General features: G+C 47.6%; 19 protein-coding genes. 16 read left to right on the top strand and 3 right to left on the bottom strand.

Annotated features, from left to right (window positions below; genetic code table 11):
- Window positions 1-77 precede the first annotated feature (77 nt).
- From OTK50_RS08405 to yajC, 7 genes are all read left to right on the top strand, one after another.
- Window positions 78-587: an intercompartmental signaling factor BofC gene (locus OTK50_RS08405; RefSeq protein WP_129093754.1), complete on the top strand. Its 510-nt coding sequence runs from the start codon at window positions 78-80 to the stop codon at window positions 585-587.
- A gap of 135 nt (window positions 588-722) precedes the next feature.
- Window positions 723-1,328, top strand: coding sequence for a Holliday junction branch migration protein RuvA (ruvA, locus tag OTK50_RS08400; RefSeq protein ID WP_003152683.1), 606 nt, complete (start codon window positions 723-725; stop codon window positions 1,326-1,328).
- 10 nt (window positions 1,329-1,338) lie between these two features.
- Window positions 1,339-2,343, top strand: a complete 1,005-nt coding sequence (gene ruvB / locus OTK50_RS08395; RefSeq protein WP_003152685.1) for a Holliday junction branch migration DNA helicase RuvB — start codon at window positions 1,339-1,341, stop codon at window positions 2,341-2,343.
- A complete protein-coding gene (locus OTK50_RS08390; RefSeq protein ID WP_003152687.1) occupies window positions 2,336-2,536 on the top strand; it encodes a DUF2905 domain-containing protein in 201 nt (66 codons plus the stop codon). Before ruvB ends, OTK50_RS08390 begins: the two co-directional genes overlap by 8 nt.
- A gap of 25 nt (window positions 2,537-2,561) precedes the next feature.
- On the top strand, window positions 2,562-3,590 hold the full coding sequence (gene queA / locus OTK50_RS08385) for a tRNA preQ1(34) S-adenosylmethionine ribosyltransferase-isomerase QueA (RefSeq protein WP_029326052.1): 1,029 nt from the start codon (window positions 2,562-2,564) through the stop codon (window positions 3,588-3,590).
- A 27-nt stretch (window positions 3,591-3,617) separates the two neighbouring features.
- Window positions 3,618-4,763: a tRNA guanosine(34) transglycosylase Tgt gene (gene tgt, locus OTK50_RS08380; RefSeq protein ID WP_014305500.1), complete on the top strand. Its 1,146-nt coding sequence runs from the start codon at window positions 3,618-3,620 to the stop codon at window positions 4,761-4,763.
- A gap of 30 nt (window positions 4,764-4,793) precedes the next feature.
- Entirely contained in the window at window positions 4,794-5,054 is a 261-nt protein-coding gene (yajC, locus tag OTK50_RS08375; RefSeq protein WP_007408187.1) for a preprotein translocase subunit YajC, read from the top strand.
- 52 nt (window positions 5,055-5,106) lie between these two features.
- Here the strand turns inward: yajC and OTK50_RS08370 are convergent, their stop codons facing one another.
- Window positions 5,107-5,493: a TIGR04086 family membrane protein gene (locus OTK50_RS08370; protein ID WP_003152697.1), complete on the bottom strand. Its 387-nt coding sequence runs from the start codon at window positions 5,491-5,493 to the stop codon at window positions 5,107-5,109.
- A 166-nt stretch (window positions 5,494-5,659) separates the two neighbouring features.
- Here OTK50_RS08370 and OTK50_RS08365 point away from each other — a divergent pair, with 166 nt between their 5' ends.
- Window positions 5,660-6,316: a DUF421 domain-containing protein gene (locus tag OTK50_RS08365; RefSeq protein WP_003152699.1), complete on the top strand. Its 657-nt coding sequence runs from the start codon at window positions 5,660-5,662 to the stop codon at window positions 6,314-6,316.
- Between the two features lie 7 nt (window positions 6,317-6,323).
- On the opposite strand, the gene spoVB is transcribed toward OTK50_RS08365, so the two are convergent.
- Window positions 6,324-7,880: a stage V sporulation protein B gene (gene spoVB / locus OTK50_RS08360; RefSeq protein ID WP_007408188.1), complete on the bottom strand. Its 1,557-nt coding sequence runs from the start codon at window positions 7,878-7,880 to the stop codon at window positions 6,324-6,326.
- A 115-nt stretch (window positions 7,881-7,995) separates the two neighbouring features.
- On the opposite strand from spoVB, the gene OTK50_RS08355 reads away from it, so the two are divergent.
- The 8 genes from OTK50_RS08355 (at window position 7,996) to dtd (ending at window position 17,319) form a co-directional block, all read left to right on the top strand.
- The gene (locus OTK50_RS08355; protein WP_224223709.1) at window positions 7,996-8,292 is read left to right on the top strand and encodes a post-transcriptional regulator; all 297 of its coding nucleotides are present in this window, start codon (window positions 7,996-7,998) and stop codon (window positions 8,290-8,292) included.
- A 36-nt stretch (window positions 8,293-8,328) separates the two neighbouring features.
- Entirely contained in the window at window positions 8,329-10,548 is a 2,220-nt protein-coding gene (secDF, locus tag OTK50_RS08350) for a protein translocase subunit SecDF (RefSeq protein WP_032873841.1), read from the top strand.
- Between the two features lie 131 nt (window positions 10,549-10,679).
- Window positions 10,680-11,177, top strand: a complete 498-nt coding sequence (locus OTK50_RS08345) for a cation:proton antiporter regulatory subunit (protein WP_045208359.1) — start codon at window positions 10,680-10,682, stop codon at window positions 11,175-11,177.
- Window positions 11,178-11,240: 63 nt separating this feature from the next.
- On the top strand, window positions 11,241-11,567 hold the full coding sequence (locus OTK50_RS08340; protein ID WP_224223708.1) for a LapA family protein: 327 nt from the start codon (window positions 11,241-11,243) through the stop codon (window positions 11,565-11,567).
- Window positions 11,568-11,622: 55 nt separating this feature from the next.
- Entirely contained in the window at window positions 11,623-13,983 is a 2,361-nt protein-coding gene (gene recJ / locus OTK50_RS08335; protein WP_224223707.1) for a single-stranded-DNA-specific exonuclease RecJ, read from the top strand.
- A gap of 5 nt (window positions 13,984-13,988) precedes the next feature.
- Window positions 13,989-14,501 (top strand): adenine phosphoribosyltransferase, encoded by a 513-nt coding sequence (locus tag OTK50_RS08330; RefSeq protein WP_003152714.1) that lies wholly within the window; start codon window positions 13,989-13,991, stop codon window positions 14,499-14,501.
- Between the two features lie 157 nt (window positions 14,502-14,658).
- Complete coding sequence (relA, locus tag OTK50_RS08325; protein ID WP_003152716.1) at window positions 14,659-16,863, top strand: GTP diphosphokinase; 2,205 nt, start codon at window positions 14,659-14,661, stop codon at window positions 16,861-16,863.
- 12 nt (window positions 16,864-16,875) lie between these two features.
- Complete coding sequence (gene dtd / locus OTK50_RS08320; RefSeq protein WP_032873847.1) at window positions 16,876-17,319, top strand: D-aminoacyl-tRNA deacylase; 444 nt, start codon at window positions 16,876-16,878, stop codon at window positions 17,317-17,319.
- 25 nt (window positions 17,320-17,344) lie between these two features.
- Here the strand turns inward: dtd and OTK50_RS08315 are convergent, their stop codons facing one another.
- Window positions 17,345-18,907 (bottom strand): SH3 domain-containing protein, encoded by a 1,563-nt coding sequence (locus OTK50_RS08315; protein WP_224223706.1) that lies wholly within the window; start codon window positions 18,905-18,907, stop codon window positions 17,345-17,347.
- Between the last annotated feature and the right edge of the window lie 100 nt (window positions 18,908-19,007).

Here is a 19,007-nt window from a genome sequence, read left to right as displayed (position 1 = left end):
TGAAAGAAAACGATTAAGCACCGGCATCTTTGGTCAAACTAGCATCAAGAGTTTGATTGAATAAAGAGGTGTTATTGGTGAAACGAATTTGCGGTGCGCGTCTATTGTTTATGCTTATCTTATCAGCTGCAGTCCTGATTTGCGGAGGAAAAGGCGCATACGGGGCGGAGGTCGAGCATTACGGGCCGCTTCGGGTGCATGTCCAGCTGGAAAAGGTCTATCTTGACGGTGATGTCGGCATTGAACATACGGATGAAACCGTTTTAGCGATGGAGGATTTTTGGGCCGCATACTCCGGCTGGACGCTCGTTGAGCAGAAAAAAGGCTTCGTCCTTTTCCGTAAGCATGTTGATGACATTTCTCCGCTCAGTAAGGTTAACGGTTATATCGGCGTCACGGACGGAGGCGTCATCTCCACTTTTCACGGCCGTCCCGGATCGCTGGCCGAGCCGATTCAGTCTTTCTTTCAGATTGATATAGAAAGGCTGGAAAGCCGATTGCAAAAGCACTTGGAACACGGCATACCGTACAGGACAAAAGCGGAGTTTGAGAGCGTGATCGATCATATTAAGACTTACAGCGGCTGACTTTGACGCAAGACATGTGACACATGTCTTTTTTTTTCTGAATGGAAGGTGTCAAAGCGAACATACGTTAACTTTTCTATAAGACTTTGGCTGTTTTTGTGTTACAATGATAAGCAGTCAAAGAGGTGAATAGGTGTGATTGAATTCGTGAAGGGGACGATTGATTACGTATCTCCCCAATACATCGTGATTGAAAACGGCGGAATCGGCTATCAGGTCTTCACTCCGAATCCGTTTATTTATAAGGTAAGCAATCAAGAGACCATTTTTACGTATCATCATATAAAAGAAGACGCCTTTTCTTTGTACGGTTTTTCAACCCGGGAAGAAAAAGCGCTTTTCACAAAGCTGCTGAACGTCACCGGCATCGGGCCTAAAGGGGCGCTCGCCATCCTCGGTTCAGGTGATCCCGGAGCTGTCATCGAAGCGATCGAACAGGAAGATGAAGCCTTTTTGGTGAAATTTCCGGGTGTGGGCAAAAAAACGGCGCGGCAGATTATTCTTGATTTGAAAGGCAAACTGGCCGACGTCGTGCCTGAAATGATTGACAACCTGTTCAATCATGAAGCGCGCATTGAAAAACAAGAGGCTGAAACGGCGCTTGACGAGGCGCTTGAAGCGCTCCGGGTTCTCGGCTACGCCGAAAAAGAAATTAAAAAAGTGCTTCCTCACTTAAAAGAGGAAACGGCGCTTTCAACAGATCAATATGTGAAAAAAGCATTGCAAAAATTATTAAAGTAAGGTGATGTTCATGGATGAACGGCTCGTTTCAAGTGAAGCAGACAGCCATGAATCAATAATCGAGCAAAGCCTCAGGCCGCAGAATCTCGCCCAGTATATCGGCCAAAAGAAGGTGAAAGAAAATCTGCGCGTGTTTATCGATGCGGCGAAAATGAGGCAGGAAACGCTGGACCACGTTCTTTTATATGGGCCTCCGGGTCTCGGGAAAACAACGCTTGCGTCTATCGTGGCCAATGAGATGGGTGTGGAGATGCGGACGACGTCAGGTCCCGCCATCGAAAGACCGGGAGATTTGGCAGCCATTTTGACGGCGCTCGAACCAGGGGATGTGCTGTTTATAGACGAAATTCACAGGCTGAACCGCTCAATTGAGGAAGTGCTGTACCCGGCGATGGAGGATTTCTGCCTTGATATCGTCATTGGAAAAGGCCCGTCCGCCCGCTCCGTCCGTCTCGACCTTCCCCCTTTTACGCTTGTAGGAGCTACGACAAGGGTCGGATTATTGACCGCACCGCTCAGAGACCGGTTCGGGGTGCTGTCGCGCCTTGAATACTATACGCAGGAAGAGCTGACAGATATCGTGTCAAGAACGGCTGACGTTTTTGAAGTGGATATCGAAGAAGCTCCGGCTCTGGAAATCGCCAGACGGTCAAGGGGTACGCCGCGGGTTGCAAACCGGCTTCTCAGAAGGGTGAGAGATTTTGCCCAGGTGCTCGGCGACAGCCGCATCACGGAAGAAATCGCTCACGATGCGCTCGAACGTCTTCAAGTCGATGCGCTCGGCCTCGATCATATCGACCATAAGCTGCTGATGGGCATGATCGAAAAATTCAGCGGCGGTCCTGTCGGCCTTGATACGATTTCCGCGACAATCGGCGAAGAACCGCATACAATAGAGGATGTGTACGAACCGTATCTGCTGCAGATCGGATTTCTCCAGAGGACGCCGAGGGGACGGGTCGTGACTCCCGCTGTGTATGAACATTTTCGATTGGAGGCGCCCGCCCGTGACTGACTTTCCGAAGGTTCTCATGGTTCTCGGTGCCGTTTTGCTTATTGCCGGCGCAGTCTGGCACTTTGTCGGAAGGCTGCCCGGAGATATTTTCGTTAAGAAGGGAAATGTTACATTTTTCTTTCCCGTTGTCACTTGTATTGTGATCAGTGTGATACTATCCATTCTGCTTAATTTTTTCGGCAGAATGAAATAACAATAGACAGAATAAAGGTGAAATGATGAAAGTCGATTTATTTGATTTTGAACTGCCTGAACGCCTCATTGCCCAAGTGCCGCTGAAAGAGCGTGACGCATCGCGGCTGATGGTGCTCGACAAACAGACGGGCGGGCTGACGGACAGTTCATTTAAAGAGATTGTAAGCTTTTTTAATGAAGGGGATTGCCTCGTCTTGAACAATACCCGTGTGCTGCCTGCAAGATTATTCGGCACAAAAGAAGATACGGGAGCGAAAGTGGAGCTTCTGTTATTAAAACAGGAAGAAAATGACACATGGGAAACGCTCGTAAAGCCGGCGAAACGCGTAAAAAAAGGAACGGTCCTGACATTTGGCGACGGCCGGCTGACAGCGGTCTGCACGGAGGAGCTTGATCACGGAGGCAGAAAAATAGAATTCCGGTATGAGGGGATTTTTTACGAAGTGCTTGAATCACTCGGTGAAATGCCGCTGCCTCCTTATATTAAAGAGCAGCTTGATGATAAAGAACGGTATCAGACCGTCTTTTCAAAAGAAATCGGATCTGCCGCAGCTCCGACGGCCGGACTTCATTTTACGGAAGAGATTCTGGACGAGCTGAAGCAAAAGGGTGTGCGGATTGAATTTATCACACTTCATGTGGGACTCGGCACATTCCGCCCGGTCAGTGCGGATGATGTGGAAGAGCATAACATGCACGCTGAATTTTATGAAATGACGGAAGAAACCGCCGCCTCTTTAAACGAGGTCAGAAAGGCGGGTGGGCGCATTGTGTCGGTCGGGACGACATCAACGCGCACCCTGGAAACCATTGCCGGCGAGCATGACGGCGTATTTACAGCTTCAAGCGGCTGGACGTCCATCTTCATTTATCCGGGATATGAATTTAAAGCGATTGACGGCATGATCACCAATTTTCATCTGCCGAAATCTTCGCTTATTATGCTCGTTTCTGCGCTTGCCGGCAGAGAGCATGTTCTTTCCGCCTACCGTCATGCGGTAGAAGAGGAATATCGTTTCTTCAGCTTTGGCGACGCCATGCTGATTATCTAATTTGAATGACAGGAGGCCTCATACAAAGTGGCTGAACAACCGATACGTTATGAATTTATAAAGGAATGCAAACAAACGGGAGCGCGCCTGGGCAGAGTCCATACGCCCCACGGCTCCTTTGAGACGCCTGTATTTATGCCGGTCGGCACGCTTGCTACGGTAAAGACGATGTCTCCGGACGAGCTGAAATCTATGGATGCGGGCATTATTTTAAGCAATACGTACCATTTATGGCTCCGTCCGGGACATGACATTGTAAAAGAAGCGGGCGGGCTTCATAAGTTTATGAACTGGGACCGCGCGATTTTAACGGATTCCGGCGGTTTTCAGGTCTTTTCATTGAGCAAGTTTCGTAATATAGAAGAAGAAGGCGTTCATTTCCGCAATCACTTAAACGGAGACAAGCTGTTTTTATCTCCGGAAAAAGCGATGGAAATTCAAAACGCCCTCGGCTCTGATATCATGATGGCGTTTGATGAGTGTCCGCCGTATCCGGCAGAGTATGATTACATGAAACGTTCTGTGGAACGGACCAGCCGCTGGGCGGAACGCTGCCTGGAGGCGCACGGGCGCTCAGATGAGCAGGGGCTGTTCGGAATCGTACAGGGCGGAGAATACGAAGATCTGCGGACACAAAGTGCAAAAGACTTGGTTTCGCTTGATTTTCCGGGTTATGCCATAGGCGGATTATCTGTCGGCGAGCCGAAGCACGTCATGAACCGAGTGCTTGAGTTTACAACTCCGCTTTTACCGAAGGACAAGCCGAGATATTTAATGGGTGTGGGTTCACCGGATGCCTTAATTGACGGCGCCATCCGCGGCGTGGATATGTTTGACTGCGTACTGCCGACCCGGATTGCCCGAAACGGCACGGTGTTTACGAATGAAGGGCGTCTGAATATGAAAAACGCCAAATATGAGCGTGATTTCCGTCCGATTGACGAAGAGTGCAGCTGCCATACATGCCAAAATTACTCCCGCGCTTACATCAGACATTTGATCCGCTGTAATGAAACGTTTGGAATTCGATTAACAACTTACCATAACCTTCATTTTCTGTTACACTTAATGGAGCAGGTCAGACAAGCCATCCGGGAGGATCGTCTTGGTGATTTCCGAGAAGAGTTCTTTGAGCGTTACGGCTATAATAAGCCAAATGCGAAAAGCTTCTAAATAAAACCATTCTTGAAAGGAGGGAAACAGATGGGTACTTTAGGCACAATCGTTCCTATTATTTTAATGTTTGCAGTGCTTTATTTCCTGCTCATCCGTCCGCAGCAAAAGCAGCAGAAGGCCGTACGCCAGATGCAGGAAGAGCTGAAAAAAGGGGATACAGTGGTGACAATCGGAGGATTGCACGGCACTGTTGATTCAATTGATGAAAGCAAGGTCGTCATTAAAACAGGTGATAACACCCGTTTAACATTTGACCGCCGCGCAATCAGAGAAGCTTCCGCTGAATAACAGCGAAGCTCATACATACAAAAAAAAGAGCGGAGAATCCGCTCTTTTTTTATTACGCTGATCTGCTTCCTTTCAAATTCACTCCGAAAATGCCTCCCAGCATGCTGACTCCCAAAAAGCCGAGATGAAACAAAAGCTGACCGGATGTAAACGTTTTTCCGAACCCTAAATATTGAAACAGCAAGATGATTAATGAAAAACAGACGGCGGTTAACGCTCCGATCATCCAGCCTTTTTCCTTCGCTTTGCCGCCCGATATAAAACCGCCCGCAAATAAAGAAAGAAAGGAAAGCGCGGTGATCAGCCAGCTGAAAGATGACTCTTCCATTGAGGTAACCGTCAGTAAAAGCGAAATCGCCAAACTCGTAAGAAGCATCACCGCAAAGATAGCCACTAAGCCGTACAAGACGCCTCTTCCCACTTGTTTCGTTTCTTCCATTTTTATCTCCTCTCCGCCCTGCGGCCTGATATATGACAAGCCGGAGCCCGTCTTTTTCTAAATGTATTCTCTGAATGTTCGAATTAGACGTAAATGCATGATGTTCAGCCCTTTTCTTACATAATTCAGAGCCGGTGGCAAATGCTATGACCGTTGGAGGTGCGATATGGAAGATATTTTCATTATTACGTTTCGTACGATTGTGCTTTATTTTATCATTCTTGTGATTTTCAGACTGATGGGAAAACGGGAAATCGGAGAACTGAGCATTTTAGACCTTGTCGTCTCCATTATGATTGCCGAGATTGCCGTATTGGCAATTGAAAATGTAAAAGATAAGCTTTTGCATACAATTGTGCCGATTGTCGTTTTAATGATTATTCAAGTAAGCCTTGCTTTTATTTCGCTCAAAAGCCAAAAAATACGGCAGCTGCTTGACGGAAAACCCACCATTATTATAAAACAGGGAAAAATTGATGAACGGGCGATGAGATCGCAGCGCTACAATTTTGACGATCTTCTTATGCAGCTGAGGGAGAATAACATCGATAGAATCTCTGACGTGTCATACGCCATTTTGGAGTCTTCGGGCAAACTGTCGATCGTCAAAAAGAAAAACAATAAGGATAAGCAGATGGAAACATCGCTTATCGTTGACGGGGTCATTCAGAACGAGCATCTGGACAGAATCGGGAAAGATAAACACTGGCTCGAAAAAAATTTAGCAAAAAGAGGATATCGCGATCTTTCGGTTATATCATTCTGCACGTTTACGGACGGCGCTTTTTTTATTGATCTTAAAGATGAAAAAGGGGAGCCATAAATGGGTTTTACCGCGTCACGAACTTGCCGATGACCGGAATCCGGATCAGCTCTTCCCTTTTAATCAGCCTGAATAACAGAAGAAGCGCAATGTACAAAATCGCGGTCATTGCAATCCAGCCTGTGAGATTAACAGCCTCTGACCCTGAAAAATGAACGGCGTGCTTGATGATGCGGCTGACATAACCGCAAATGAATATAACGGCAAAACAGAGCGCGTATTCTTTTATTTTAATGCTGATCGGAAGCACCTTGCTTACGGTGGCCGCATGCAGCAGGGTGACAAGGACCATCCCCGTTACAATCGCAAGTGCGGCGCCCATGATGCCCAATGAAGGCCTGGTCGCCAAAACAAAAATCAGGCCAGTTTTGACAGCGGCGCCGATAAAACTGTTCATCATGGCGGCCCCGGCTAAATTGAGAGCCTGCAGCACCGCCTGAAGGGGCCCCTGAAAATAGTAAAGCAGAAAAAACGGCGCCATCACTTTAACAAATACCGCTGCATTAGTTGATCCGTACATGACGGACATCAGTTCATCAGCGAAAGAGAATAAAATAACCACCGAAATGCCTCCGCTTAAAAGACACAGCCTCATCGCCTGTTCCAGACGGTATTCGACAACTTGCAGCTTTTTTTGCTCCATTCCTTCACTGATCGCAGGAACAAGCGCCGTTGACAGAGAATAGGTTATAAAGCTGGGCAGCGTCAAAACCGTCATGGCAAATCCGGTCAGCTCCCCGTACTGGCTGGTAGCGGCAGCGGTGGCCACTCCTGCAATCGCAAGGCTCTGCGCGACGACAATAGGTTCAAAAAACCAAGATAAATTTCCGATGAAGCGGCTTCCGGTTGTCGGGAGCGACACGCTCATCAGCTGGCGGAAGGTTTCTTTTCCATTTGCAATCGACTTGAAAAATTGTTTTCTGATTCTGATTGTTTTATTTGCTTTAAAACAAATGAATAAATAAATAAGAGAGGCAAGCTCCCCGATGACAGACGAAATCATAGCTCCGGCTGCGGCATATTCAATCCCGTACGGCAGAAACACCGTCGTGCAGACCGCGACAAGTGAAATCCGCACGATCTGCTCAAGCACTTGGGAAAACGCCAGCGGATTCATATTCTGCCTGCCCTGAAAGTAACCGCGCAGCACGCTGGAGATCGCAATAATCGGCACGACGGGCGTAATCGCCAGAAGCGGGTAAACCGTGCGCTGATCCGTCAGCATCGTTTCGGACATAATCGGCGCAAAGCATAAAAACAGCGGCGTGAAGATGAGACTTAATATTCCGGTGACGGTAAGCGACATCACTAAAATGTGTTTCATTTTCTGCCGGTCCCCCCGCGCGCTTGCTTCAGCGACAAGTTTGCTGATGGCAACGGGGAGGCCGAATTGAGTCAAAGTGGTGGCCAAGAAAAATGTCGGGGCAGCCATCATGTATAAACCGACCCCTTCTTCACCGATAAACCGGGCGATAACCACCCGGTTGACAAAGCCGAGCATTCTCGTAATCATCCCGGCTGCGATGAGAATAAGAGTGCCCCTTAAAAAAGTCTGTTTTGCCATTTTATAAACCCCTGCCTTCTCAAACTACCTGGAATCATATACAATAAAGATATGCGCCGATGTCGTCCGAGCATGACAAGTCTTCGAGAAAAATGGAAAAAGGAGCGAGCGCCCAGTGGAGAAACATCCCGCCGAAATGTACAAAGATCATTTGCGGCCTTTCTTGTACAGTAAACTTGAAGAGTTCAAAATCCTCGGATACGATGATGTTGAGCACGAGAGTTTATGGTCATACTTAATACATAAAAAGTGGAAACAGAAAAAGGAACTGCCGCTGTATGAATTGGCCGGTCATATTTTATCAGTTAAAATTGGCGATTTTATGAACTATGCAACCGTCGAAGCTTTTAAGTCGTCTAATTGGCTGGAAAGCGATGAGGGTCAGGAAGCTTTAGATGAACTGCTGAGATAATGATTTGACGGCATAGGTTTAAGGAGGAAATACATAATGAAAAAAGGACGCTTGATTGCGTTTTTCCTGATCGTATTATTGATCGGCACAGGGCTGGGGTATTTTACAAAACCGGCTGCCAATAATATTACGTTAGGATTGGATTTACGCGGCGGGTTTGAAGTTCTGTACGATGTGCAGCCCGTCAAAAAAGGCGATAAAATCACAAAAGACGTGCTCGTCAGCACGGTGCAGGCGCTGAACCGCCGGGCTAACGTTCTCGGCGTAAGCGAGCCGAACATTCAGATTGAAGGAAATAACCGCATCCGCGTACAGCTGGCGGGCGTCACGAATCAGAACAGGGCGCGCGAAATTCTGTCAACGGAAGCGCAGCTCTCGTTCAGGGATACGAATGATAAAGAGCTGTTAAACGGCTCTGATCTCGTGGAAAACGGCGCGAAGCAAACCTTTGATCCGACGACGAACGAACCGATTGTCAGCGTTAAGCTGAAGGATGCGGATAAGTTCGGAGAAGTGACGAAAAAAGTCAAGAAAATGGCGCCTAATAATCAGCTTGTGATCTGGCTTGATTACCAAAAAGGCGATTCATTTAAAAAAGAAGTCGGCAAAAAACATCCGAAATATGTATCCGCTCCGAATGTGAGCCAGGAATTAAACACGAAGGATGTCACGATTGAAGGTCAATTCACCGTTCAAAAAGCGAAGGACTTGGCCAATATTTTAAACGCGGGCGCGCTGCCTGTGAAACTGACCGAAAAATACTCTACTTCAGTAGGGGCGCAATTCGGACAGCAGGCTTTGCATGATACGGTAGAGGCCGGCATCATCGGTATTGCAATTGTTTTCTTATTTATGCTGCTTTATTACAGACTGCCTGGACTCATAGCGGTAATTACGCTTTCTGTATACGTGTATATTACGCTTCAAGTGTTCGACTGGATGCAGGCGGTGCTGACGCTTCCGGGTATTGCGGCGCTCATTTTGGGTGTCGGGATGGCGGTTGACGCCAACATCATCACCTATGAACGGATAAAAGAAGAACTGAAACTCGGCAAATCCGTCCGCTCAGCTTTCCGTTCAGGGAACAGACGGTCATTCGCGACGATTTTCGATGCGAACATCACAACGATCATCGCAGCGGTCGTGCTCTTTATTTTCGGGACAAGCTCTGTAAAAGGGTTTGCGACGATGCTGATTCTGTCAATTCTGACAAGCTTTATTACAGCTGTCTTTCTTTCAAGATTCCTGCTCTCCCTTCTTGTGGAAAGCAGATGGCTTGACCGGAAAAAAGGCTGGTTCGGCGTCAAGAAAAAACATATTATGGACATTCAAAAAACGGATGAAAATACTGAACCGCATACGGCATTCCAAAAATGGGATTTCACGAGCAAGCGAAAATATTTCTTTATTTTCTCAAGCGCTGTAACCATTGCGGGAATTATCATCTTACTGGTCTTTAAGCTCAACCTGGGAATCGATTTTGCAAGCGGTGCGCGGATTGACGTGCAGAGCAATCATGCATTGACGGCGCAGCAGGTTGAAAAAGACTTTGACTCTCTCGGCATGGAACCGGAAAACATCGTGCTTTCTGGTAAAGAGAACCATGTTGCCGCGGCCCGGTTTGTCGGAGAGCCATCTAAAGAAAAAATCGCTGAAATCAAAACGTACTTTAAGGACAAATACGGATCTGAGCCGAACGTCAGCACGGTATCGCCGACAGTCGGAAAAGAACTGGCCCGTAATGCCTTATATGCCGTCGCCATTGCATCAATCGGCATTATTATTTACGTGTCAATCCGTTTCGAGTACAGAATGGCTGTCGCCGCAATTGTATCCCTGCTGTATGACGCTTTCTTTATCGTCGCGTTTTTCAGCATTACCAGGCTGGAGGTCGATGTCACCTTTATCGCCGCTATTCTCACCATAATCGGTTACTCGATAAATGATACGATCGTTACATTTGACCGGATACGTGAGCAGATGAAAAAACGTAAGCCGAAGTCATTTGCCGATCTGGAACATATCGTGAATCTGAGCTTGCAGCAAACCTTTACACGTTCGATCAATACGGTCTTGACCGTTGTGATTGTTGTCGTCGTGCTGCTCATTTTGGGCTCATCGTCAATTACAAACTTCTCCGTCGCTTTATTGGTCGGTTTATTGACGGGCGTTTATTCCTCTCTTTACATCGCCGCGCAGCTGTGGCTTGTATGGAAAGGTAAAGAATTTAAAGGGAAAAAATCAATCGAAGAGTAAAATGGGAACAGGCTGTCTTGCAGAAGGCAGCCTGTTTTTTCAGGCCGCATTGAACTTAAAACCTGCATTTGCTATAATGACATACGCTTACATAATCAATCATCATTGTAAAAACATGTAGGAGGGTTCTTATGAACGTTCGTGAGTCGGAGCTTCCGGGCATCGGCCAGAAAGTAGAAGTCATTACGAAAAATCACGATAAAATCAGTATTATTCTTCATGATGACGGCAGAAAAGAGCTCTATTACTTCGATGAGAATGATCATGACGAATGCTTGGCATCCGTTGAATTTAACGACGAAGAGGCGAGGCAGATTTCCGCTATTTTAGGCGGGATGACGTATAAGCCGAAAGCGCTGGAATCTGTGGAAGTCGCGCTTGATGACCTCGTCATTGAGTGGTTTAAAGCCGAATCTCATGCACCGGCTGTCAGCCGTACAATCGGAGATTTGGAGACCAAGAAACATTACAACGTCCAGATTATTGCGATCGTAAAGAAAAACCGGCAAAAACAGCTGAGTCCCGGCATTGATACCGTAATTGAAGCAGGGGACACCCTCGTCATATCGGGAGAAAGAAGCGGACTGAAAAAGCTGATCCGCGAGCAGTTAACGGCCCGGATTTCCTGAGACCGGGGTTTACTCCCGGGAAAATGGGGGAAAAGATAAGAATGAACAATTGGGGGCAGACGCATGAATAAACAATGGACTATTATATTCGCTTTACTATTTACTTTGATTGTCGCCATCTTTGCTGTCATTAACGTGCGGGCGGTTGAGGTTGATTATCTGTTCGGAACCGCTGAATGGCCGCTGATTTTAGTCATTTTAGGCTCTGTGTTAATGGGAGCGCTGATCGTGTTTTCAGCCGGTATCTTTCAAGTGATGAAACTGAAGCGCGAAATTAAAATGCTGCGGAAAGAAAACAGATCCGCAGGTGAATTGACGGCTGATTCGGACGGCCAAAAAACAGCCGCGCCGCCGGAAAAAATGCTTGAAGAGAAAAAAGGATCAGAATAACATTTGAAACCCCTCAGCCCGCTCTAGTATAATAGGGTGGTTGAGGGGTGAATTTATGTTAGCGTCAAAAATGCGCTGGGAAATCCAGCAGCCGGATCAGGAAAAAGTCAAATCACTCACAGAACAATTGGACATAACACCTCTTGTGGCATCACTGCTTGTAAAAAGAGGTTTTGATACTGCCGAAAGCGCAAGGCTGTTTTTACATACAAAGGATGCAGACTTTTATGACCCGTATGAATTAAAGGGAATGCGGGAAGCAGTTGATCGGATAAAACTGGCGGTTTCTCAAGGGGAACCGATTATGATTTACGGAGATTACGATGCGGACGGCGTTACAAGCACGTCGGTGATGCTGACGGCACTCAGACAGCTGTCGGCGGACGTTGACTTTTATATTCCCGACCGTTTTACAGAAGGCTACGGCCCGAATGAACAAGCTTTCCGCTCCATAAAAGAGCGGGGATTTTCGCTGATCATTACAGTGGATACGGGAATCGCCGCCGTCCATGAAGCTGAAGTCGCAAAAGAGCTGGGCTTAGACGTCATTATTACCGACCACCATGAGCCGGGACCCGAGCTTCCTGACGTATTTGCGATCATCCACCCGAAGCAGCCGGGATGCGGCTATCCGTTTAAAGAATTGGCCGGCGTCGGTGTGGCGTTTAAGCTTGCCCACGCGCTTACGGGTTCTTTGCCGGAAGCTATGCTGGACTTGGCGGCAATCGGTACGGTTGCAGATCTGGTGCCTCTTCATGATGAAAACAGATTAATTGCGTCACTCGGGATCGAAAGGCTTCGGACGACAAATCGGCCGGGCCTCAAAGCTCTGATCAAGCTTTCCGGCGGAGATATCGGACAAGCTGATGAGGAAACGATCGGATTTCAGGTCGCGCCGAGGCTCAATGCCGTCGGAAGAATAGAACAGGCCGATCCCGCCGTGCACCTGCTGATGACTGAAGATCAGTTTGAAGCGGAGGAACTGGCTTCGGATATTGACCGGCTGAATAAAGAGCGGCAGAAAATGGTGAAAACCATGACCGAAGAGGCTGTTGAAATGGTTCAGCAGCAAGGCGGAAACCCGTCTGCCATTGTAGTGGCAAAAGCCGGCTGGAATCCGGGAGTCGTCGGTATTGTCGCATCGAAGCTGGCTGAACGTTTTTACCGGCCCGCTGTTGTGCTTGGGATAGATGAGGAGCAGGGAATCGCTAAAGGGTCGGCGCGAAGCATCAGAGGCTTCAACCTGTTTACGAGCCTTTCACAGTGCAGAGACATTCTTCCTCATTTTGGCGGGCATCCGATGGCGGCAGGAATGACGTTGAAGGCTGAAGATGTGGCGGAATTAAGGGACAGGCTGAATCAAATGGCTGAAGAAACCCTTACGGAAGAGGATTTTATTCCCGTTCAGGAGGTTGATCTTGTCTGCGGCGTTGAAGACATAACCGTTGAAAGCATTACAGAATTGAATATGCTGTCGCCGTTCGGCATGCTTAACCCTAAACCGCATGTGATGGTGAAAAATGCCGTGCTTGATGATGTGCGCCTGATCGGAGCGAATAAAAACCACGTGAAAATGACGGTGAAAAGTGACTCCGCCGTCCTTGACTGCGTCGGCTTTAACAAAGGAGAGCTTGAAGCCGGAGTTGTCCCCGGATCAACGATTTCCATTGTCGGCGAGATGTCCATTAATGAATGGAACAACAGAAAGAAGCCCCAGCTGATGATTAAAGATGCTGCGGTGCCGGAATGGCAGCTTTTTGATATCAGGGGCAAGCGGACGTGGGAAGACACGGTCACCGCGCTGCCGAAGGAAAAACGGGTGCTCATCAGCTTTAACGAAAAAACCGCTCAGAAGCTCCGTGAAAAAGAGCTGTCGGGCGAGCTTGCCGGGATCACATCGGAATCCGAGGCGAAAGCTCTCCAGCTTGACGGAAAATATGCCGTTTTTCTGGATGTGCCGCCGTCAGCGGATCGTCTGCAGCATTTGCTTGACGGAAAGAAGCCGGAACGGATTTATTTTGTTTTTATCAATCATGAAGAACATTTCCTGTCCTCATTTCCATCGCGGAATGATTTCAAGTGGTTTTATGCATTTCTCTTGAAAAGGGGCGCTTTTGACTTCGGCAAGCATGGTTCAGAGCTTGCGAGACACAGAGGATGGTCAATTGACACAATCAATTTCATGACAAAGGTGTTTTTTGATCTCGGTTTTGTTAAAATAGAAGATGGTGTGCTGTCTGTCGTGAGCGGCGCGAAAAAACGCGACCTGGCAGATTCGCAAACCTATCAGGTAAAACAGCAGCTGATGGAATTAGACCAGAAGCTCAATTATTCCGCAGCCCATGAGCTGAAGGAATGGCTGAATAAGCTGATGAACCAAGGTTCAGAAGCTTATGAAAGTACGAGGAGGACATAGAACAGATGGATCTTAAAAAATACGTAACAATTGTGCCCGATTACCCGAAAGAAGGCGTACAATTTAAAGATATTACGACATTGATGGACAAAGGCGACGTATACCGTTACGCCACTGACCAAATTGTTGAATATGCAAAAGAAAAAGAAATTGATTTAGTTGTCGGGCCTGAAGCGCGCGGCTTTATTATCGGCTGTCCGGTTGCATACGCTCTCGGAGTCGGCTTTGCGCCGGTTCGGAAAGAAGGAAAACTTCCGCGTGAGGTCATTAAAGTCGATTACGGTTTGGAGTACGGAAAAGACGTACTGACAATTCATAAAGATGCGATTCTGCCGGGACAGCGCGTGCTGATTACTGATGACTTGCTTGCAACAGGCGGCACGATCGAAGCAACGATTAAGCTAGTCGAAGAGCTGGGCGGCGTCGTAGCCGGTATTGCGTTCTTAATCGAGCTTTCTTACCTTGACGGCAGAGACAAGCTTGACGATTACGATATTTTAACATTAATGAAATATTAACCGCATATGGAAAAAAGCACTCGTGTCAGGGTGCTTTTTTCCTATTATTTCATCATCCTGACAGATTCTTTAGGTGTTTTGAACTTCTGCCCTTTACATCTCTCGTTTTTTTCTTGATAATAAACTAATACAGTTTACATTTAAAAAAGGTGATTCCATGGCGAACGAACAAGTATTGACTGCCGAGCAAGTAATAGATAAAGCGCGCACTTATCTGCCGGAGGAGCAGATTGCGTTTGTTGAGAAAGCTTACCTGTATGCGCAAAACGCGCATCGCGAACAGTACCGCAAATCAGGTGAGCCGTACATCATTCATCCGATTCAGGTGGCGGGGATCCTCGTCGATCTGGAAATGGACCCTTCCACAATTGCGGGCGGATTTCTGCATGACGTGGTAGAGGACACGGATGTCACCCTCGACGACCTGAAGGAAGCATTTTCTGAAGAAGTGGCGATGCTTGTCGACGGCGTGACGAAGCTCGGTAAAATTAAGTATAAATCTCAAGAGGAGCAGCAGGCGGAAAACCATCGAAAAATGTTTGTCGCTATGGCTCAGGATATCAGAGTCATATTGATCAAGCTGGCGGATCGCCTTCACAATATGCGGACGTTAAAGCATCTTCCGCAGGAAAAGCAGCGGAGAATTTCAAATGAGACGCTGGAAATTTTCGCTCCGCTGGCCCATCGGCTCGGGATTTCTAAAATCAAATGGGAGCTTGAAGACACCGCTCTCCGTTATTTGAATCCTCAGCAATATTACAGAATCGTCAACCTCATGAAGAAAAAGCGCGCGGAACGCGAACTTTATGTCGAAGAGGTTGTCAATGAAGTGAAAAAACGCGTCGAAGAAGTGAATATCAAAGCGGACTTTTCAGGACGTCCGAAGCACATCTACAGCATTTACCGCAAGATGGCGCTGCAAAATAAACAGTTCAATGAAATATATGATCTGCTCGCCGTCCGTATTCTTGTCGGAAGCATTAAAGACTGCTACGCCGTACTCGGCATTATTCATACGTGCTGGAAGCCGATGCCGGGCAGATTCAAAGATTATATTGCAATGCCTAAGCCGAATATGTATCAGTCGCTGCATACGACCGTAATCGGGCCTAAAGGCGATCCGCTGGAAGTGCAGATCAGAACGTTTGAGATGCATGAGATCGCTGAATACGGGGTGGCCGCACACTGGGCATATAAAGAAGGCAAGGCTGCAAACGAAGAAGCGACATTTGAGAAAAAACTGTCCTGGTTCCGTGAAATTCTGGAATTCCAAAACGAGTCTACCGATGCGGAAGAATTTATGGAATCGCTGAAAATCGATCTGTTTTCTGACATGGTATACGTATTTACGCCAAAAGGCGATGTCATTGAACTGCCGTCAGGCTCTGTGCCGATTGATTTTTCCTACAGAATCCACTCGGAGATCGGCAACAAAACAATCGGGGCGAAAGTGAACGGAAAAATGGTGACGCTTGACCATAAGCTCCGGACGGGCGACATCGTCGAGATTCTGACGTCCAAGCATTCATACGGTCCGAGTCAAGACTGGGTCAAACTGGCGCAGACGTCCCAGGCGAAACATAAAATCCGCCAATTCTTTAAGAAACAGCGCCGTGAAGAAAACGTCGAAAAAGGCCGTGAGCTTGTCGAGAAAGAAATTAAAAATCTTGATTTTGAAGTGAAAGATGTTTTAACACTCGAAAATCTTCAAAAAGTTGCCGACAAGTTCAATTTCTCAAATGAAGAGGATATGTACGCGGCGGTCGGGTATAACGGCATTACCGCTCTTCAGGTGGCCAACAGGCTCACCGAAAAAGAACGGAAGCTGCGTGACCAGGAAGAGCAGGAAAAAATCGTTCAGGAAGTCACTTCCGAGCCGAAACATTATCCGCAAGGGAGAAAACGGGAAGCGGGTGTGCGCGTAAAAGGCATTGACAACCTTCTCGTCCGCTTGTCGAAATGCTGCAACCCGGTGCCTGGCGACCATATTGTCGGTTTTATTACAAAAGGCCGCGGTGTATCCGTTCACCGGGATGACTGTCCGAACGTCAAAACGAATGAAGCGCAGGAACGTCTGATCCCCGTTGAATGGGAGCATGAATCACAGGTTCAAAGACGCAAAGAATATAACGTTGAGATTGAGATTTTGGGGTATGACCGTCTCGGGCTTTTAAATGAGGTGCTCCAAGCCGTAAATGAGACGAAAACCAACATCTCCTCTGTCTCCGGCAAATCCGACCGCAATAAAGTCGCTACGATTCATATGGCGATTTTTATTCAAAACATCAACCATCTGCATAAAGTGGTCGAGCGGATTAAGCAGATCAGAGACATCTATTCAGTCCGGCGGGTAATGAACTAAAAGGAGCTTGCTATGAAATTAGTTGTTCAGCGTGTAACAGAAGCAAGTGTGACGGTTGACGGCGCTGTCGCCGGCCGGATCGGACCCGGCATTATGGCGCTTGTCGGCATCACTCATGAAGATACAGAAGAAGATGCCGTTTACTTGGCGGATAAAATCGTGAATCTCCGGATTTTTGATGATGAAAGCGGCAAGATGAATTTATCGCTTTTGGATACGGGCGGGGAGATTTTATCCGTTTCCCAGTTTACGCTTTACGGCGAAACGAAGAAAGGGAGACGCCCGAATTTTATGAATGCGGCTAAACCGGATCAGGCAGTGCTCCTTTATGAAAAGTGGAACGAACTCCTTCGGGAAAAAGGAGTCAAAGTGGAAACCGGAATATTCGGAGCCATGATGGATGTTCAGCTGACGAATTCCGGGCCGATTACATTGATTATGGATTCTAAACAATAAAAAAGCTGCCGTTCGGCAGCTTTTTTTATGATTGAAAATAATGTTCCAATCCGCTTTCAATTCCGTCTGTCACTTTTTCCTGATAAGAGCCGCTATGTATGATTGTTTCTTCTTGCGGTTGGCTGAGATAGCCGAGCTCATACAGCATGGCAGGCCGTTTATTTTCCCTCAGGACGTAATAATCGCCAAACAGAACGCCGCGATCCGGGATAGGGGAACGCTTCACTACTTCAGAATGGACGTCTGAGGCAAGCTGGCGATCCTTAGACGGACTGTAATAATAAGCCGTGCTTCCCCGCGTTGACGTATCGGCATAGCTGTCATAGTGAATGCTGATAAAGGCATCCGCATTCCGGTAATGAGAGGTTGAAACCCTGGCCTGCAGGCTGATAAAAGTATCATCCTGTCTGGTGATATACACGTTTGCACCGGATGCCCGCAATTTTTGGGCCAGCAGCTTAGCGGTTTTAATGGTTACGTTTTTTTCAAACTTTCCGGAGTAGCCGATCGTTCCGCTGTCTTTTCCTCCGTGTCCGGGATCAACGACGATCGTTTTGTTTTTAAGTGAGCCGCTGCCGCCTGACGTGTTGGGAGAAGGTGCTTCACCTGTTTCCTCACCGCTTTTTGACGTTTGTACGACCCAGTTTGCCACATATGCGGTTTGTCCGTTTTCAAGCCGGACTTCATACCATTTGCCGCTTGAGCCGACAATCGGGTAGGCTGCGCCTTTATCTGCTCTTTTTACGATAGAAGCGGAAGTCGAGGCCGAGCTCCTTAAGTTGGTGCCGCCGTACACAATATACGCTTTTTTCGAGGAGCCTGAGCCCGCAGAACCGTCTCCCGAGCCGGATGCGCTGTCCGATGAGTCAGAATCCTTTATGATGTAGTGGCTTGCTGCCCAGCCTTTTTGCCCGTTTGCTTCAATTTTCAGCCAGCCGTGGTCTTCACTTAAGATGGAAACCTTTGTTCCGCGTGATAATTTAGTCATAATCGCTGAATCATGTGATGCTGCACTTCTGACATTCAATGAAGAAACGCCGACCGTCCCGTTTTTTGACCCGCTCCGGGCCGAAGTTGCTTTCGTATCCGATCCGCCGCTGTTCGCGGTGACGTATTCGGAAGAAACCCATCCGGTTGTGCCTTGATAAGAAATGTTCACCCATCCGCTGTTCTTGTCCAGCGCGGATGCATGTGCGCCTTGCGGAAGTTTGCCGATGACTTCATATGATGTCCCCGGGCCTTTTCTGATGCGGAGGTCAGGATCGGTCGAAGTGACCGTTCCGCTTGTTGCGGATGAATTGTCTGCTCCCCCGGCTGTTTTTGATATCAGCCAGGAAACGACCCATCCGGTTTTACCGGGGCTCAGCTGAAGCTGCACCCAGTCTCCCTCTTCTTTAGCGATCGGGTATCTTTCCCCTTTTTTTACTTCAGCCTTAATTCCATAGCTCAGGCCGGGACCGCCTCTGACATTGATCTTGTCTGTCGCGATGACCGCTTCTCCCTCTGCGGCGATTGCGGTGTGGAATGACGGAAGAAGCGCTGTGATGATGACGCCGCATAAAATAAGAGCAAGAGTTCTCTTCTTCATGGCTGTCCTCCTTTCTGAACTAACTAAAATACATTCTTGTATAATATCGTATTTTCCTTGCTGAATGTTAAATAAAAATAAAATGGTTTGTTTATACTAG

This window comes from Bacillus sp. NEAU-CP5 (assembly GCF_026420705.1).
Classification (GTDB): domain Bacteria; phylum Bacillota; class Bacilli; order Bacillales; family Bacillaceae; genus Bacillus; species Bacillus velezensis.
Note: the sequence above shows the minus strand (reverse complement) of the source record. Positions and strands in the feature narration are given on the sequence as shown.